This window comes from uncultured Aquimarina sp. (assembly GCF_947496855.1).
GTDB lineage: Bacteria > Bacteroidota > Bacteroidia > Flavobacteriales > Flavobacteriaceae > Aquimarina.
In genome coordinates this window covers 203,541-220,341 of the sequence record NZ_CANMED010000006.1, presented here as the reverse complement: position 1 = coordinate 220,341, position 16,801 = coordinate 203,541, and the positions used below count along the sequence as shown (strand labels likewise).

The 16,801-nt window shown below is 33.8% G+C and carries 20 protein-coding genes and 1 tRNA gene; 15 read left to right on the top strand and 6 right to left on the bottom strand.

The features are described 5' to 3' along the window. Window positions 1–11: 11 nt before the first annotated feature. Together Q0921_RS18375 and rbfA are read right to left on the bottom strand one after the other, a co-directional pair. Entirely contained in the window at window positions 12–1,217 is a 1,206-nt protein-coding gene (locus Q0921_RS18375) for an FtsX-like permease family protein (protein WP_299259456.1), read from the bottom strand. A 98-nt stretch (window positions 1,218–1,315) separates the two neighbouring features. Further along, the gene (gene rbfA / locus Q0921_RS18370; RefSeq protein ID WP_299259454.1) at window positions 1,316–1,708 is read right to left on the bottom strand and encodes a 30S ribosome-binding factor RbfA; all 393 of its coding nucleotides are present in this window, start codon (window positions 1,706–1,708) and stop codon (window positions 1,316–1,318) included. A gap of 275 nt (window positions 1,709–1,983) precedes the next feature. Between rbfA and mce the strand changes: the two genes are divergently transcribed. The 3 genes from mce to Q0921_RS18355 all read left to right on the top strand — a co-directional run bounded on the left by mce (window position 1,984) and on the right by Q0921_RS18355 (window position 3,048). Further along, window positions 1,984–2,385 (top strand): methylmalonyl-CoA epimerase, encoded by a 402-nt coding sequence (gene mce / locus Q0921_RS18365; RefSeq protein ID WP_299259882.1) that lies wholly within the window; start codon window positions 1,984–1,986, stop codon window positions 2,383–2,385. A 56-nt stretch (window positions 2,386–2,441) separates the two neighbouring features. Continuing rightward, window positions 2,442–2,515, top strand: a tRNA-Ile gene (locus Q0921_RS18360). 359 nt (window positions 2,516–2,874) lie between these two features. After that, the gene (locus Q0921_RS18355; RefSeq protein WP_155839739.1) at window positions 2,875–3,048 is read left to right on the top strand and encodes a hypothetical protein; all 174 of its coding nucleotides are present in this window, start codon (window positions 2,875–2,877) and stop codon (window positions 3,046–3,048) included. A 16-nt stretch (window positions 3,049–3,064) separates the two neighbouring features. Here the strand turns inward: Q0921_RS18355 and Q0921_RS18350 are convergent, their stop codons facing one another. Continuing rightward, window positions 3,065–3,652 carry a riboflavin synthase gene (locus tag Q0921_RS18350; protein WP_299259452.1) on the bottom strand — a complete coding sequence of 196 codons (588 nt, stop codon included), beginning with the start codon at window positions 3,650–3,652 and terminating at the stop codon, window positions 3,065–3,067. 85 nt (window positions 3,653–3,737) lie between these two features. Here Q0921_RS18350 and pdxA point away from each other — a divergent pair, with 85 nt between their 5' ends. The 11 genes from pdxA to Q0921_RS18295 all read left to right on the top strand — a co-directional run bounded on the left by pdxA (window position 3,738) and on the right by Q0921_RS18295 (window position 13,203). Continuing rightward, on the top strand, window positions 3,738–4,805 hold the full coding sequence (gene pdxA, locus Q0921_RS18345) for a 4-hydroxythreonine-4-phosphate dehydrogenase PdxA (RefSeq protein WP_299259450.1): 1,068 nt from the start codon (window positions 3,738–3,740) through the stop codon (window positions 4,803–4,805). Window positions 4,806–5,075: 270 nt separating this feature from the next. Then, window positions 5,076–5,615 carry a DUF177 domain-containing protein gene (locus Q0921_RS18340; RefSeq protein WP_299259448.1) on the top strand — a complete coding sequence of 180 codons (540 nt, stop codon included), beginning with the start codon at window positions 5,076–5,078 and terminating at the stop codon, window positions 5,613–5,615. 9 nt (window positions 5,616–5,624) lie between these two features. Next, on the top strand, window positions 5,625–5,822 hold the full coding sequence (gene rpmF / locus Q0921_RS18335; protein ID WP_027394691.1) for a 50S ribosomal protein L32: 198 nt from the start codon (window positions 5,625–5,627) through the stop codon (window positions 5,820–5,822). Window positions 5,823–6,095: 273 nt separating this feature from the next. Continuing rightward, window positions 6,096–7,091 (top strand): beta-ketoacyl-ACP synthase III, encoded by a 996-nt coding sequence (locus tag Q0921_RS18330; protein WP_299259446.1) that lies wholly within the window; start codon window positions 6,096–6,098, stop codon window positions 7,089–7,091. Between the two features lie 28 nt (window positions 7,092–7,119). Then, window positions 7,120–7,614, top strand: a complete 495-nt coding sequence (gene accB, locus Q0921_RS18325; protein WP_299259444.1) for an acetyl-CoA carboxylase biotin carboxyl carrier protein — start codon at window positions 7,120–7,122, stop codon at window positions 7,612–7,614. Window positions 7,615–7,704: 90 nt separating this feature from the next. Beyond that, window positions 7,705–9,057, top strand: a complete 1,353-nt coding sequence (gene accC / locus Q0921_RS18320) for an acetyl-CoA carboxylase biotin carboxylase subunit (protein WP_299259442.1) — start codon at window positions 7,705–7,707, stop codon at window positions 9,055–9,057. 43 nt (window positions 9,058–9,100) lie between these two features. After that, on the top strand, window positions 9,101–10,213 hold the full coding sequence (locus Q0921_RS18315; RefSeq protein WP_299259440.1) for an FAD-binding oxidoreductase: 1,113 nt from the start codon (window positions 9,101–9,103) through the stop codon (window positions 10,211–10,213). Between the two features lie 17 nt (window positions 10,214–10,230). Beyond that, window positions 10,231–10,905 (top strand): monofunctional biosynthetic peptidoglycan transglycosylase, encoded by a 675-nt coding sequence (gene mtgA / locus Q0921_RS18310; protein WP_299259438.1) that lies wholly within the window; start codon window positions 10,231–10,233, stop codon window positions 10,903–10,905. A gap of 73 nt (window positions 10,906–10,978) precedes the next feature. After that, entirely contained in the window at window positions 10,979–11,551 is a 573-nt protein-coding gene (locus Q0921_RS18305; RefSeq protein WP_299259436.1) for a hypothetical protein, read from the top strand. Between the two features lie 133 nt (window positions 11,552–11,684). Continuing rightward, entirely contained in the window at window positions 11,685–12,137 is a 453-nt protein-coding gene (locus Q0921_RS18300; protein WP_299259434.1) for a 3-oxoacyl-ACP synthase, read from the top strand. 133 nt (window positions 12,138–12,270) lie between these two features. Then, a complete protein-coding gene (locus tag Q0921_RS18295) occupies window positions 12,271–13,203 on the top strand; it encodes an alpha/beta hydrolase (RefSeq protein WP_299259432.1) in 933 nt (310 codons plus the stop codon). 6 nt (window positions 13,204–13,209) lie between these two features. On the opposite strand, the gene Q0921_RS18290 is transcribed toward Q0921_RS18295, so the two are convergent. Beyond that, window positions 13,210–13,563 (bottom strand): hypothetical protein, encoded by a 354-nt coding sequence (locus Q0921_RS18290; protein WP_299259430.1) that lies wholly within the window; start codon window positions 13,561–13,563, stop codon window positions 13,210–13,212. Window positions 13,564–13,623: 60 nt separating this feature from the next. Then, on the bottom strand, window positions 13,624–15,309 hold the full coding sequence (recJ, locus tag Q0921_RS18285) for a single-stranded-DNA-specific exonuclease RecJ (RefSeq protein WP_299259429.1): 1,686 nt from the start codon (window positions 15,307–15,309) through the stop codon (window positions 13,624–13,626). 131 nt (window positions 15,310–15,440) lie between these two features. Between recJ and Q0921_RS18280 the strand changes: the two genes are divergently transcribed. Then, window positions 15,441–16,031, top strand: a complete 591-nt coding sequence (locus Q0921_RS18280; RefSeq protein ID WP_299259428.1) for a carboxymuconolactone decarboxylase family protein — start codon at window positions 15,441–15,443, stop codon at window positions 16,029–16,031. Between the two features lie 106 nt (window positions 16,032–16,137). Here the strand turns inward: Q0921_RS18280 and Q0921_RS18275 are convergent, their stop codons facing one another. Then, window positions 16,138–16,791, bottom strand: coding sequence for a response regulator transcription factor (locus tag Q0921_RS18275; RefSeq protein WP_299259427.1), 654 nt, complete (start codon window positions 16,789–16,791; stop codon window positions 16,138–16,140). Window positions 16,792–16,801: the final 10 nt, after the last annotated feature.

Genomic DNA, 16,801 nt, shown 5'->3' with positions numbered 1-16,801 from the left:
CCCAACTATGGTTAAAAACTCACTAACTTCTGATTAATTCTACTGGACGCTAATAGTGAAGCTACAATACCAATTACTGTAATCGTTAGAAATACTATAATAAAACTAGTCACAGTAATCTTGGTAGGATAAGGCAAAGAAGGTGTGATCATGAGCAACCCAAACTGCTGTTGACATACAATCAGTATAAAGCCTAAAAAAAGACCTAATAATGCTCCTAAAATAGTCATTAATGATCCTTGAAATAAAAATATTTTTCGGATTCTTGGCAGTGCAGCACCCAAGTTGTACAATGTTTTGATGTTGTTCTTTTTATCGATGATCATCATTATAATTGCTCCAGCAACATTAAATAATGCAATAATGGCTATCAATGTTATCACCAGATATGATGCCAAATTCTCAGTATTGAGCATTTTATATAAGGTATCATTAAGCTGTATTCGGTTTTTTATAATAACCTGATTCTCAAAAAGAATTTCTAATTGCTCTTTAATATCACCTTCATCTGCATCAGGAGATAGCTTAAGTTCTATATTTGTTATAACATCATCAGACAATTTTAATAAATCTCTTGTCAATCCGATGGTAGAAAAAACATATTTTTTATCTAGATCTTCATTTACTGTGTAAATCCCAGTGTTAACAACGGCTTTTTTTCTAAAAGCCTTAGATGGGTCTTTGGGAATTCCTTTTCCAGGTTTAGGAACATATATATTTAAAAAATTAGTATATATCTGTTCTACCCCCATACCTAACTCTCTACTAATCCCATATCCTGCAACCACTTGCGCGTCATTACCTGTCAACCATTCTCCGGCAAACACAATACTATCGGTTTGAATAACATTTTTATAATTAGCATCAACACCTTTTATAAAACCTGTTTTTTGTTTGTCCTTAAACCCCAAGAACACGCGTTCTTCTATAATTTCAGAAAAGCTAACAACACCTTCTAAATTAGTTAGTTTTTCTTTTTGAGCATCCGTAAAAGTAAATGTTTTTCCAGCAAGTGGAAAAACCTTCAGATCTGGGTCAAAATAAGAAGAAAACTGCAAACTAAAATCCTTCAGTCCAGCAAAACCACATAATACCAGAAATAATGCCATAGCACCAATTACTACTCCTGCTGCTGCAATACCCGCAATAATATTGATTGCATTACTGCTACCAGGAGAAAATAAATAACGCTTAGCGATGTAGTAGGAAAATTTCAAATCGTTAACTACGAATCTAAATAAATTTAATTTTTTGAATAAAGATAAAACAATAAAGGACTATTACCTCTTTATTATTTTTCAAAAACTATAAAATTTCACTTCTTCTTGCGACGTGGTAATAAATCAGGATTTGCTAATGGATTTTCTTTGCCTTTTATCGCTTTATCTATATTATCTATATATTCTAAAGAATCATCTATAAAATAAGACAATTCTGGCATACGACGAAGCTGGTTTTTCGTTCGCTGAGCTACTTGATGTTTGATCTGTGATTTTACCGCATTTACTTCCATCAAGACTTTTTCTCCTTCATTATGAGGAAAAACGCTCATATATACTTTCGCAATCGATAAATCCGTCGTCACACTTACCTTAGTAACAGAAACTAAAATCCCCTGTACTCCCGCTTCACGTAACGCATGTTGTATTACATCAGCGACATCGCGTTGTAATACTCCACCTATTTTTTTCTGTCTGTTTGTTTCCATGACCACAAAAATAGGTAATTATGTGAGTTATACCATTTATCCTTTGGATTTACTGGGATAAAACATTCTTTTTTTACCTCATTTTCAGAATAAAAATAAACGGTCGCTATGCTATGCTTGATTTTTATTCTTCACTGAAAGAAAAAAATATTAATTTTCTTTGCCAGCGAATCCAAAGGATAAATGATATTATTAATTTTCTTTCGTTATAAAATTCTTTACTTATCCCTATTTTGTACTTTTACTTTTTAGTAATAAAACATCTCATGAATCATATTAATAAAATAGAACATATCGGAATTGCAGTAAAAGATATTGACCAAGCCAATACGTTATATGAGCAACTACTAGGTGTTCCTCCGTACAAACAAGAAACTGTAGAAAGCGAAGCAGTAATTACTTCATTTTTTAGAGTAGGAGAAAATAAAATCGAGCTTGTTGCTAGCACTAAGGAAGATGGACCTATAGGAAAGTTTATTTCTAAAAAAGGTGAAGGTATCCATCATATCGCTTTTGATGTAGATGATATTGAACAAGAATTAAAAAGATTAGAAAAAGAAGGATTTCAATTGATCAATAAAACTCCAAAAAAAGGAGCTGATAATAAGCTTGTTGCGTTTATACATCCTAAAACCACAAATGGCGTTTTAGTAGAGCTTTGTCAAGAGATAAATTAAATCTTAAAAATATTTGGCGTGTTTGATGCAATTACTTAAATTTGCGCTCCGTTTTAGGTCCCATAGCTCAGCTGGTTAGAGCACCTGACTCATAATCAGGGGGTCCTTGGTTCGAGCCCAAGTGGGACCACCCAAAGCTGTTTCTTTTATTAGAAGCAGCTTTTTTATTTTAAAACGTTTTTAGCGACAAAATTTATCCTTCACTAGAGACGAGTCAAAGGAATCTCGAATAAACCCAAAATAAGACAACAACAATAAAACCACTTCCTTTTCTTATCACATCTAATTGATAAGCTTAAGCACAAAAAGCATCCTAAATGCTGATAAACAGTGTTTTAAACAATCATTGTTAATAAAACTTGATAAAATAATTTTTTAAACAGGATCCCTACCATTACATTTACTTTTTGAGATTAATACATTCTAGCATGTTTTTTGGGGAAAGAACATCGGTAATGATAGAGGGAATACAAATCAAAACTTGTAATTATGCAGTATAAAGTAATTGATACTAAAAGCCAACACTTTGGTAAGGTATTAGATTTTAAGTCTTGCGCAGATGTTAAGGATTTAGGTGGCGTAATTTTAAAAATAGATGAAGAAACTTTTTCTCTATTTCGATTTAATGAAGTCGAAAAAATAGATACAATTTTAGCTAGTTAAGAAAGTTTTGGACAACCTATCCCAATTCTGTAATTCTTTTTACATATTTACCAATAACATCAAACTCTAAGTTCACTATAGTACCCACCTCGAAGGTATTAAAATTCGTGTGCTCATATGTAAAAGGAATAATCGCTACACTGAATTCATTTTTTTTAGAATTCACTACAGTTAAGCTCACCCCATTCACTGTAACCGAACCTTTTTCTATAGTAATATTACTTAAAGAAGGATCATACTCAAATGTAAAATACCAACTCCCATCTGCTTCTTTAATACTTATACAGGTAGCTGTCTGATCTACATGACCTTGTACAATATGACCATCCAAACGAGCGCCCAATTTCATTCCACGCTCCAAATTCACAACTTGCCCTTCTTCCAGATTATTAAAATTTGTTTTGTCCAATGTCTCCTTTATTGCAGTAACGGTATACGTATCATCTTCAATTGATACTACTGTAAGACAAACTCCATTATGCGCAACGCTTTGATCAATTTTAAGCTCAGAAGTGAAATTCGCACGGACTGTAATATCAAGATTTTCCCGATTTGTTTTTAGATTAGAGACTGTTCCTAATTCTTCGATGATTCCTGTAAACATAAATGCGAATTATTTAGTTAAATTTGTGACTTCAAAATTTGTGATCTGTTCTTAGATTTCAAAAATACTTATAAAGTAGGTTATAATGAAGAAAGAAGAAAAAATAAGATTAGGCATATCCATTGGAGACCTAAATGGTATCGGAAGTGAAGTAGTTCTCAAAACTTTCGAAGATCCGCGCATGTTGGATTTCTGTACTCCTGTAATTTTTGCATCTGTAAAAGTTCTTTCTTTTCTCAAAAAACAGTACACCATTAATGCAAATCTTCACGGTATTGATAAAACTTCTCAAATTCTAGATGGTAAAATAAATGTACTCAATATATGGAAAGAAGGAGTAGATATTAATTTCGGACAAGAGGATGAAAAAATTGGAGCATATGCTATTAAATCATTAAAAGCAGCAACTGCTGCTCTAAAAAATGACGAAATAGATGTTCTAGTAACAGCACCTATTAATAAACACAGTATTCAATCTGAAGATTTTAATTTTCCTGGACATACAGATTACTTAGATCAGGAGCTCGAAGGAAATAGCTTAATGTTTATGATCACAGATACCTTAAAAATAGGATTACTCACAGATCATGTTGCGGTAAAAGATATTGCCGACACCATTACTCCAGAACTTATCGAACAAAAAATAGATACTATTTATAATGCATTAAAGCAGGATTTTGGAATCAGTAAGCCCAAGATTGCAGTTTTAGGCATCAATCCTCATAGCGGAGACAACGGTGTGATTGGCAAAGAAGATGAGGAGATATTAAAACCTACCATCAAAAAAATAAATGAATCGGGTAAATTAGTATATGGTCCATACGCAGCAGATAGTTTTTTTGGTTCAGATGGATATAAAGCCTTTGATGCGATTGTAGCTTCTTATCATGATCAGGGATTAATTCCTTTTAAAACACTATCCTTCGGAAAAGGTGTGAATTACACTGCAGGATTAAACAAAGTGCGAACATCTCCAGATCACGGAACAGCTTTCGAAATTGCAGGAAAAAACAAAGCGGATAATGGATCTTTCAAAGAAGCAGTATTTGCAGCTTTGAAGATTTTTAAAAACAGACAGCAATACAATGAGCTTACCAAAAATCCATTAAAAAAACAGCCTCGTAAACCTCAATTTAAAGGAAACAAAGAGTAATTAACTAGTATAGGTCTATAGGATTCGCATACAATAGAGTATAAATTAGTTTGTAATCAATTAATTAAGCGCAAAATCAAGTTCAAAGAAAAATTTTTAATCCAGTTGTTCGAAGAAAATTTGCCTCAAACACTTAAATACTTAGCTACTTGCTGACTAAATACTAACTTTCTGATATAATTTTATTTACAAAAATGCTTTCATAACGATTTTTTGTTATCTTTGCACCCGCCTTTGCCGAATTGGCAGAGACTCGAAACTGATGATGAAATGAAACCACTAAAAGAGTTTAATATCCCTTTTGTTGGACTGAAGCAAGGATTACACAAGTTTGAGTATCAAATTGGCAATACGTTCTTCGAACATTTTGAGTATGATGAATTTAATGCATCTGCAATAAAAGTCGATCTGGAGTTTAACAAGAAAACAACTATGTTAGAACTTCACTTTGTGGCTAATGGCACGATAAATGTCAATTGCGATGTCACCAACGAACCTTTTGATTTACCTATTGAAAATGAATTCTTTTTAGTAGTTAAATTTGGAGAAGAGTACAACAATGAGAACGAAGAAATTCTTATTATCCCTTTTGGAGAATATGAAATTAACGTTCAGCAATATATATATGAACTTATTGTTTTAGGAGTACCTTCTAAACGAGTTCATCCTGGTGTCGAAGATGGTACATTAGAATCTGATATACTGGAAAAATTAGATGAATTGAGCCCAAAAGAGGAAACATTAGAAAATAATAACGAGGAAATTGATCCTCGTTGGGATAAATTAAAAAACTTATTAAACGATAAATAATAGCTAACAATGGCACATCCTAAGAGAAAAATCTCCAAAACAAGAAGAGATAAGAGAAGAACACATTATAAAGCTACTGTACCACAAATAGCTACAGATCCTACAACAGGAGAAGCACATTTATACCACAGAGCACATTGGTTCGAAGGCAAATTATATTACCGTGGTCAGGTAATTATTGACAATACTGAAGAAGAAGTAGCATAAGTATATTGTTAAAATTCTATACAAAACTCTCACATTTGTGAGAGTTTTTTTGTTTTTAGTTGAATATGTGTCAAAATCCCGTTATTTTGCGCCATATTTGCATGTAATTTAGTATTTTCGACCACTTTTTACACATTATTGTGTAATAGATTCTGAAATTAGCTAAGTAATTTATTGATGCTAATTCCTGTAATGCAGGCGCGCAGAGGAGTTATTAGCGAATTCCATCTGAAACGAATATAATAGAGATTCAGATGAAACTAAAATCAAGATATGAGTAAAATCACAGCCGCTATCACAGCTGTAGGCGCTTATGTGCCAGACTATGTGTTATCTAATGATATATTAGCAACAATGGTCGATACAAACGATGAATGGATCACCACTCGTACAGGTATTAAAGAACGTAGATTACTAAAAGAAAAAGGTAAAGGAAGTTCTTTTTTAGGTATAAAAGCAGCAGAAGATTTAATCGCTAAAAAAAATCTCGATCCTACAGAGATTGATATGGTGATTTTTGCAACTGCTACACCTGATCTTCCTGTAGCAGCAACTGCAGCATATGCCGCTTCAGAAATAGGAGCAGTCAATGCATTTTCTTATGACCTACAAGCAGCTTGTTCTAGTTTTTTATATGGAATGTCTACTGCAGCCAGTTATATTGAAGCAGGAAGATATAAGAAGATCTTATTGATTGGAGCAGATAAAATGTCATCAATTATTGATTACACTGATCGTACGACTTGCATTATTTTTGGTGATGGTGGTGGAGCAGTACTTTTTGAACCTAACGACGAAGGATTAGGACTACAAGACGAATACTTACGCACAGATGGTGTAGGACGCGAGTTTCTAAAAATTGAAGCAGGTGGATCTATCTTACCTCCATCACAAGAAACCGTAACGAATAGACAACATTTCGTTCAACAAGATGGGAAATCAGTATTTAAATACGCTGTTTCTAATATGGCAGATGCCAGTATGAAAATCATGGAACGTAATAACATCAGTGGAGATGATGTAGATTGGCTTGTTGCACATCAAGCTAATAAACGTATTATCGATGCTACTGCAAACAGAATGAATCTGGATCAGAACAAAGTTCTTATGAACATTCATCGATATGGTAATACAACTTCAGCAACATTACCATTATTATTAAGTGATTACGAAAAACAACTCAAAAAAGGAGACAATATAGTATTTGCCTCATTCGGTGGAGGCTTTACTTGGGGTTCTATTTTCTTAAAATGGGCCTACAATTCCTAAACAACTAAAACACACAATACCCAACATTATGGATTTAAAAGAAATTCAGAATTTAATCAAATTCGTTGCCAAATCTGGGGCTAGCGAAGTGAAGTTAGAGATGGAAGATGTAAAAATCACCATCAAAACAACTTCAGAAGAAAACAAAGAAACAACTTTTGTACAGCAAATACCAGTAGGTAATGCGGTGCCTGCTGCCCAACCAGTAGCACAAGTACAACAGTCTACTGCTCCCGCTGCTGCTGAGCCTGCGGCTAAAAGTGGTGAAGAAGACAATTCTAAATACATTACTATAAAATCCCCTATCATAGGAACACTTTATAGAAAGCCATCTCCAGATAAATCAAATTTTATAGAAGTAGGAGATGTTATCAAAGAAGGAGATGTACTTTGTATTATCGAAGCAATGAAGCTTTTCAATGAAATTGAAAGTGAAGTTTCAGGTAAAATCGTTAAAATTTTAGCTGATGACAATTCTCCTGTAGAATTTGATCAACCATTATTCTTAGTAGACCCATCATAACCCAATTTTAAAATTCCAATTGACAAATCCCAAAATCCAATAATATGGAATTTGGAACATGGAATTTGAGATTTTTAAATTTAGACCGTTATGTTTAAAAAAATTCTAATTGCCAATAGAGGTGAGATTGCAATGCGTGTAATCAGAACCTGCAAAGAAATGGGTATAAAATCTGTAGCAGTATATTCTACCGCTGATGCAGAAAGTTTACATGTTCGTTTTGCTGATGAAGCTGTGTGTATAGGACCAGCGCCAAGTAGCGAATCATACCTTAAAATGTCTAATATTATAGCCGCTGCAGAAATCACAAATGCAGATGCTATTCACCCAGGATACGGATTCTTATCAGAAAATGCCAAATTCTCTAAAATTTGTGAAGAGCACGAAATAAAGTTTATTGGCGCTAGTGCCGAGATGATTGACAGAATGGGAGATAAAGCATCCGCTAAATCAACTATGATTGAAGCTGGTGTACCTTGTGTACCAGGAAGTGAAGGTGTAATTCCTGACTTTGAGACTTGTATAAAAGTAGCTAAAGAAACTGGTTATCCGGTAATGCTTAAAGCCAGTGCTGGTGGTGGTGGTAAAGGTATGCGTGCCGTTTGGAAAGAAGAAGACCTGCAAAATGCTTGGGAATCTGCCAGACAAGAAAGTAAAGCTGCCTTTGGTAATGATGATATGTATATAGAGAAACTTATCGAAGAACCTCGTCATATCGAAATCCAAATTGTTGGTGATAGTAACGGTAGAGCATGTCATTTATCTGAAAGAGATTGCTCTGTACAACGAAGACATCAAAAACTTACCGAAGAAACTCCTTCTCCATTCATGACCGATGAATTAAGAGACGAAATGGGAAAAGCAGCAGTAAAAGCAGCAGAATATATCAAATATGAAGGAGCTGGAACTGTAGAATTTTTGGTAGATAAGCATCGTAATTTCTACTTTATGGAGATGAACACTCGTATCCAAGTAGAACACCCTATAACTGAACAAGTAGTAGATTATGATTTAATCAGAGAACAAATATTAGTAGCGGCTGGAGTGCCTATTTCTGGTAAAAATTATTATCCGCAGTTACACTCTATAGAATGTAGAATAAACGCAGAAGATCCTTACAAGGATTTCCGTCCTTCTCCTGGTAAAATAACTAATTTACACCTTCCTGGAGGTCACGGAGTTCGTATTGATACGCACGTATATAGTGGATATACTATTCCTCCTAATTATGACTCTATGATTGCTAAGTTGATTACGACAGCACAGACTCGAGATGAGGCAATTAATAAAATGAAAAGAGCTCTTGATGAATTTGTAGTAGAAGGAATAAAAACTACTGTTCCATTCCATAGACAATTGATGGATCATCCGGATTATGTTTCTGGAAACTATACCACCAAATTTATGGAGGATTTTAAAATGGAAGAACCAAAAGACAACTAACTTATAAGCCTCAGTAATGAGGCTTTTTTCATGAATTTAGAATATGCCTTTCAGCTATTGGGAACATAAAACATGGTTATCTAATATTGATTTTACGATTATAGGTAGTGGAATCGTCGGGCTTAATAGTGCGATTCGGTTAAGAGAAAAATTTCCGAAGGCTAAAATTCTAGTGCTAGAAAGAGGAATTCTTCCAAATGGTGCGAGCACAAAAAATGCAGGTTTTGCCTGTTTCGGAAGTTTATCAGAAATTCTTGATGACCTAAATACACATTCTGAAGAAGAAGTCCTACAACTCGTGCAAAAAAGATTTCAAGGACTTAAACTGTTGCGTAAAAACCTTGGAGACTCCATTATTGATTATACTCCTAATGGAGGTTATGAACTTTTTACTACATCTGACCACAATTTATATGAAACCTGTCTTTCTAAAATTGAGGATATCAACTCATTCTTAAAACCTATTTTTAAGGACAATGTCTTTCACAAAAAAAGTAATGTTTTTAATTTTAAAAACATTCAACCTCAATATGTAGTAAATCAATTCGAAGGTCAAGTTGATACAGGTAAAATGATGGATGCTTTATTATGCAAAACCCAAATTTGTGATATCAGAATACTTAATAATTGCAGCGTACAAGCTATTACCGATACTAATGATACTGTAGAAATAAAAACAGATCATTTTACGTTATCATCTAATAAAGTATTAATCGCTACCAATGGTTTTGCCTCTCAATTTGGGCTTAACCGTGTCAAACCAGCTCGTGCACAAGTACTAATTACAAAGCCTATTCAGAATTTACATATTAAAGGAACTTTTCATTTAGATAAAGGTTATTATTACTTCAGGAATATTGATAATAGAATTCTCTTTGGCGGAGGAAGGAACATGGATTTTAAAGGAGAAGAAACTACAGAATCAGGACAAACCGAATTAATCCAACAAAAATTAGAGGAAATTTTACAAACAGTAATTTTACCTGGTACAAATTTCGAAATTGACCGTCGCTGGAGTGGTATTATGGGAGTTGGAAGTCAAAAAAAATCTATAGTTAACCAACTTTCTAACAATGTCTTCTGCGGAGTAAGACTTGGAGGGATGGGCGTAGCAATTGGTAGTCTGGTCGGCAGGGAATTAGCTGATCTTTTATAGATAGTTACTTAGTAAACATGAAAAAAATATTTCGTTTCATATATAGAAGTTTTCTAGCCTTCTTTATTCTTAGTGTGTTATGGGTGTTCATTTATAAATGGATTGATGTCCCAGCAACTCCACTAATGGGGATTAGGAATTTTCAATCGGAAAACCCGATTCCGATCAAACACCAGTGGGTTCCATTAAACGATATTTCTAAGAACTTACAACTTGCAGTAATTTGTAGCGAAGATCAACGATTTATAGCGCATAATGGTTTTGATACCAAAGCAATTCAAAAAGCAATTTTGGCACATAAAGCAGGTAAACGATTAAGAGGAGCCAGTACCATCTCTCAACAAACAGCAAAAAATGTGTTTTTATGGCCGCAACGAAGTTGGGTTCGTAAAGGACTAGAAAGTTATTTTACTTTTTTGATAGAAACGTTATGGAGCAAAGAGCGTATCTTAGAAATATATCTGAACAGTATAGAAATGGGAGATGAAATTTATGGTGCAGAAGCTGCCGCTAAATTCTGGTTTAATAAATCCTCAAAAGATTTAAACGCTAATGAAGCTGCTGCCATAGCTGCTATTCTTCCTAATCCCAGAAAATATTTAGCCGATCCACCATCGAATTATGTCCAGAAAAGAAAGGAATGGATTCTTCAACAAATGCGCAATTATGGTTCTCTTTCTTTTTCAGAATAGAGAAATACTAAATTACAGGTAGGGTAAAACCTTAGCGATTTGTTTTATAATAAAGCCCTTAAAATTCTTTATTATGGAAAACGATATGAGTAATAATAACTTCTTACAACGATCTAATGGAATAAAAAATGGTTTTGTAGCTCCTTATTATTTGGGAAATCAAAGCAATAAACAGGCTTCTAATTATTACAATACTACTCAGGTAATAAATCTGAACACCAAAAACCTACCTGGAATCCCTACAGTTATTTCGGGAAAAATCTATACTAAAGACAGAGAACCAGTACCAAATGCAAAAATCGAAATTTGGCACGCAGATGATGTAGGGGCTTATCATACTGAAGGAAGTTTTTATTTCCCTTCACAAACAACATTATCAGGATGTATTACTGCAAATGAATCGGGAATTTATAAAATTAAAACAATCCGTCCTGGAGTTTATGGATATAGGGCTAGACATTTTCATTATAAAATTTCTGCAAAAGGACATAGAACATTAGAAACTCAAATTTATTTTAAGGATGATCCCAGAGTTCTAATAGATGAAATTGCACTGGTAGCAGAAAATTGTAGAATCATAGACTTTAAATTTAACAACATAGGCTATCTAGAAGCTGATGTGTCTATTTTTTTGCCAAAAATTTAGTTTAAAATATTTTCTAAACGATAAATGAACAGTTTCATTATGTGCTGCTTATCTCTTTTTTAATATGCTACGCTACAATAATATTTGTACAATTATCGAGGTTATTCTATATTGAAATTTAAATCTGTTTTTTTTGAGAAAAATAAAAGAAGAACTATATGATCATTGTAGACAATTTGTACAAGATCGACATAACCGCATTCAAGATAGGATTGCCAATATACAAGAATCATTGACCTCTGAAACGAAAAGCACTGCAGGTGATAAACATGAGACCGGAAGAGCCATGCTTCAGTTAGAAAGAGAAAAAGCCGGCGCGCAATTAGCCCAAGTTCAAAAGTTACAGGAGGTTTTAGTTAAAATCGACAAACACTCATCTTCTAAGACTATGCGATTGGGAAGCATCGCAGAAACCTCTAAAGGAAATTATTATTTAAGTATTTCGGTAGGGGAAATTATTATTGATAATAGCACCTATTTTGCCATAGCTACCAATACTCCTATTGGAAAATTGTTATTAGGAAAAACAATTGGAGATCATTTTAGTTTCAATGGAAATGAGATAACAATAGAAAATATACTTTAAAGGAAGCTAAAAAACTAGAATTATATTTCCGTAATTAACATATGCTAGAAAGCTAGTACTATAAATTTGTTAAATGTGATAGTATAAAAAAATGATTTTAAGTAAATTGCTACCTCACAAATTATCATTCTAAATGAAGAAGCTTTCTTTATTACTTCTAATTGCAGTAATCGTTTTTGGGTGCAAACCATATCAAGACACCAAAATCCGAAAAGGTCAGATGACCTATGAAGAATTTAGAACACAACAACGATCTTTTCCGAGTAAAGATGGGATTATAAAATATATTGATAAAGGAAATGGACCTGTGATTGTATTACTCCACGGAGTTCCTACTTCTGGCTGGTTATATCGTAAAATGATCGACCCATTAGTTGCAGGAGGATACCGTGTTATTGTTCCAGATATGTTAGGTTATGGCTCTAGCGACTCTCCTGAAGGATATAAAATCTATAGTGAAAAAGAACACGCAGAAAGGCTTATTGCCCTTATGGATGAATTAGGCATTGAGTATTGGTCTCATGTAATGCACGATGTAGGTGGTGTATGGACCTGGGAACTTTTTAATCAAGCTCCTAAAAGAATTGAAGAACTAATCATACTAAATACACTACTGTATGAAGAAGGGTTTTATCCTCCAATACGATTTAGTCCCGGTGCAGCGGCCAAAGCAGCAATGTGGTCTTATCGTAATGGAGTCACCACCAACACACTACTAAAATCGTTATTTAAAGAAGGACTAAAAGAAAACAAGTTAAATGAAATTGACGTTGAGGGCTATAAAACTCCTTTATTAGAAGGAAAAACTGACGGAATGTACTATTTCTTTACTAGAACGTGTAATTACTTTCCTGACTATTCCTTAGTTTTTGAGAGTATCGATATTCCAGTTGCGGTAATTTGGGGAATTCACGACACCATGCTTCAGTGGACTCCGCAACAAACCAAAGTAACGAATGCTCTCAAAATAGATGAAGCGGATATTCATTTTATTGATGAAAAACATTTTATTCAGGAAACAAAAGCAGAAGAGATTTCCTATAAAATCTTAGATTTTCTTAAATAATACTGTCTAATTAAGACCGGCATTCGTTACCCAATGTTGTAATTCTATTCTAAAAACAGTACCATTTATTAATTCTTTTATCTGCAAGAGCTCATCTTTACTTATAGCTAAATCAATTTTATCAGATGGTGTTCTAAGTAGTAAGGATCTACAATTCTGATTTCCTTCGCATTGATCACAACACTGAGATTCTTCAGTAATCCTGCATGCTTCCGAAAAATCCTTTAACTCGTTTAGTGTAAGCAAAAATCCAATATCCTTAAATACCAATTGAACTTTTAACAAAGTAGTAGCTTGTTGCTTCTTCCAAAAAAAAGAAATACCAATTTTGTTACTGTAAATTTTATCAATAGCACTCATCTTGAATCGTATTTGATTCAAAAATATTAATTATTTATAATTAATCTAAATAAAAATAAGTTAAATTATATCTTTAAGTTTTAATTGTAGAGATACGGTTCCATTCCATTCGTTTTCATCAATCGTATAAGCTAATTTGAAGCTTTGAGACTCCGTTATCAAATGATATTTAGATCCAAGATTAAAGCCAATAGCACCAATAGCTAATCCGTTTTTCTGCACTTTACATTTCAGATGTTTCTCATCAGCTCCGACACATTTTGCATATCCAGTATCCTTAGCATCTTCAGTCATAAAAACCGGTGTCATATTTCCTGGACCAAATGGCGCAAACTGTTTTAGAATTCTAAAGAATTTTGGTGTAATCTGATCAAATTCTATAATTCCATCTATCAGAATTTCTGGAGTTAATAACTTCTTATCAATAGTAGATAGCACTACTTCTTCGAACTTTTGCTTAAACCCTTCATAATTTTCTTCTTTCAACGTCAATCCAGCTGCATATTTATGACCTCCAAATTGTTCTATATGTTCCGAACAAGCATCCAAGGCATTATATACATCAAACCCTTTTACTGATCTAGCGGAAGCGGCGAGTTTATCCCCACTTTTGGTAAAAACCAATGTAGGTCGGTAATAGGTTTCTGTTAATCTGGACGCAACGATTCCTATCACACCTTTATGCCATTGCTCATCATATACCACGGTAGTAAATCTTTCTTCTTCAGAATTTTGGACTATTTGCTCTAAAGCTTCCTCTGTAATGCTTTTATCTGCATCTTTTCGATCACTATTATACGTTTCTATTTCTGCAGCATACTGCATTGCTATTTCAGAATCTTCTTCCTTAAGGAGGTTTACGGCATGCAATCCATGTTTCATTCTTCCAGCCGCATTAATTCTAGGGGCCAATATAAATACTACATCAGTAATTGTTAAGGTATCTTTTTTAACTTGCGAAAGCATTGCCTTAAAACCCATCCTTGGACTTTGATTAATAACTTGTAAACCAAAATATGCCAGTGCTCTATTCTCTCCTGTCATTGGAACAATATCTGCAGCTATAGCAGTAGCAACCAAGTCTAAATACACTAATAAATCATTTATTGATTGTCCTTGGCCAAAAGCAACTGCTTGAATTAATTTAAAACCTACACCACAACCACATAACTCTTTATATGGATATTCACAATCTTCTCTTTTCGGATCTAACACAGCAGCAGCATCAGGAATTGTAACTCCCGGTCGGTGATGGTCGCAGATTATAAAATCAATCCCTTTTGACTTTGCATATGCTACTTTTTCTATAGCTTTAATCCCGCAATCTAATGCTATAATCAATGAAATATCATTATCTGAAGCATAATCAATTCCCTGATAAGAGACTCCATATCCTTCTCCATAACGATCTGGAATATATGTGGTAACCTGAGATGATATTGTTTCTAAATATGAAGACATTAATGCTACAGATGTGGTTCCATCCACATCATAATCGCCATACACCATGATATTTTCCTGATCTGAGAATGCTTTCTCAATTCTAGAAACAGCTTTATCCATATCTTTCATTAAAAAAGGATCATGCAAGTCTTCTAATGACGGTCGAAAAAACTTTTTTGCTTGATCATAGGTTTCAATTCCTCTTTGGACCAATAAAGAAGCAATTATAGCATCTACATTTAGAGCTTCTACTAAGTTGTTTATGATTGCAGTGTCAAGTTTTGGCTTTAAGGTCCATCTCATTGGTATTCTCGTTCCGAAATTATTTAAAAAATCCAAAGTACGAAAAACATCCCTACTCCTTTCGGTTTGCCATTAGTTTTGTATTTTGCTATACTAAAATTTATAATTAACTCAAAAAATTACACATACACATGCCATTAGTAACACCTTTATCAGCTGATCACGATCCAAAGACCAAAGAATTGGCTGAATTCTTTAATGAAACCTTAGGGTTCTGTCCTAATTCTGTATTAACCATGCAGAGAAGACCTGCTATTTCTAAAGCTTTTATCAATTTAAACAAAGCAGTTATGGCAAATGAAGGTCGTGTAACCTCAGCCTTAAAACGAATGATTGCCTGGGTGAGTAGCAATGCTACGGGGTGTAGATATTGTCAAGCTCACGCAATACGCGCTGCAGAAAGATATGGCGCAGAACAAGAACAATTAGATAATATCTGGGAGTATAAAACACATCCTGCGTTCAGCGATGCGGAACGTGCAGCACTTGATTTTTCTTTGGCTGCATCCTTAGTTCCTAACAATGTAGATGAAGCTATCAAAACAGAGCTTTATAAATATTGGGATGAAGGTGAAATCGTAGAAATGCTTGGTGTTATTTCTTTATTTGGATACTTAAACCGATGGAATGATTCTATGGGAACTACTGTAGAGGAAGGAGCCATCGAATCTGGAGAGCAATATCTCGGCAAACACGGCTGGGAAAAAGGAAAACACATATAATTTTATAGATCGTTCAATTTTTAGAATGTTAGCATAGTTAGATTGTAATAATATTGGATCAGGCCTCACAGATTTTGAACATCTGTGAGGTCTTTTTATAAAATCTTCACACAGAAATAATTTTCTCTCTTATCGCTTTTATAATTAGCCCTGCAGTATTTTTCACCTCTAATTTCATCATTAAATTTTTACGATGGCCTTCTATGGTTCGAACGCTCAGAAATAATTCTTCTGCAATTTCTGCAGTAGTATATTCTTTAGTAACTAACTCCAACACTTCCATCTCTCTTGAAGAGAGATGATAGTCTTTTCCGATTAAAGGAGGCTTAGCCGATTTATTCTTCAATCCTTTTAATAACGCTTGAGAGACAAAAGGATTAAAATAAAAACCTTTATCATACACAGATTTTATTGCATCTTCTAATTCTTGCCGATTCGTATCTTTTAATAAATATCCGTTTGCACCGACTTCCATAAGATACGATATCATTCGTTCTTCTTTATGCATAGTCAGTATAATAACTTTCATATCTGGATACAACTCTTTTATTTTTACTGTTGCATCCATCCCATTCATTTCTTCCATTTCCAAATCTAATAGTATCACATCAGGAACTGTATTGTTTAATTTGGCTAACAAATCTTTTCCACTAACTGCTTCTAGAACAAGTTCTATATTGTTCATTTTATCCAATAACGATTTGATACCTTCCCGAAATAAATTATGATCATCTATTAATCCAAGTGTAATAGTTTCCATGGTTGTAGTC

Coding starts and splice junctions, on each gene's coding strand:
- rpmF (WP_027394691.1), top strand. CDS start 5,625: ATGGCACATCCTAAGAGAAAAATCTCCAAAACAAGAAGAGATAAGAGA.
- Q0921_RS18280 (WP_299259428.1), top strand. CDS start 15,441: ATGCCATTAGTAACACCTTTATCAGCTGATCACGATCCAAAGACCAAA.
- Q0921_RS18305 (WP_299259436.1), top strand. CDS start 10,979: ATGGAAAACGATATGAGTAATAATAACTTCTTACAACGATCTAATGGA.
- Q0921_RS18295 (WP_299259432.1), top strand. CDS start 12,271: ATGAAGAAGCTTTCTTTATTACTTCTAATTGCAGTAATCGTTTTTGGG.
- accB (WP_299259444.1), top strand. CDS start 7,120: ATGGATTTAAAAGAAATTCAGAATTTAATCAAATTCGTTGCCAAATCT.
- Q0921_RS18275 (WP_299259427.1), bottom strand. CDS start 16,791: ATGGAAACTATTACACTTGGATTAATAGATGATCATAATTTATTTCGG.
- pdxA (WP_299259450.1), top strand. CDS start 3,738: ATGAAGAAAGAAGAAAAAATAAGATTAGGCATATCCATTGGAGACCTA.
- Q0921_RS18350 (WP_299259452.1), bottom strand. CDS start 3,652: ATGTTTACAGGAATCATCGAAGAATTAGGAACAGTCTCTAATCTAAAA.
- Q0921_RS18290 (WP_299259430.1), bottom strand. CDS start 13,563: ATGAGTGCTATTGATAAAATTTACAGTAACAAAATTGGTATTTCTTTT.
- Q0921_RS18330 (WP_299259446.1), top strand. CDS start 6,096: ATGAGTAAAATCACAGCCGCTATCACAGCTGTAGGCGCTTATGTGCCA.
- mtgA (WP_299259438.1), top strand. CDS start 10,231: ATGAAAAAAATATTTCGTTTCATATATAGAAGTTTTCTAGCCTTCTTT.
- Q0921_RS18315 (WP_299259440.1), top strand. CDS start 9,101: ATGCCTTTCAGCTATTGGGAACATAAAACATGGTTATCTAATATTGAT.
- accC (WP_299259442.1), top strand. CDS start 7,705: ATGTTTAAAAAAATTCTAATTGCCAATAGAGGTGAGATTGCAATGCGT.
- Q0921_RS18340 (WP_299259448.1), top strand. CDS start 5,076: ATGAAACCACTAAAAGAGTTTAATATCCCTTTTGTTGGACTGAAGCAA.
- recJ (WP_299259429.1), bottom strand. CDS start 15,309: ATGAGATGGACCTTAAAGCCAAAACTTGACACTGCAATCATAAACAAC.
- Q0921_RS18355 (WP_155839739.1), top strand. CDS start 2,875: ATGCAGTATAAAGTAATTGATACTAAAAGCCAACACTTTGGTAAGGTA.
- rbfA (WP_299259454.1), bottom strand. CDS start 1,708: ATGGAAACAAACAGACAGAAAAAAATAGGTGGAGTATTACAACGCGAT.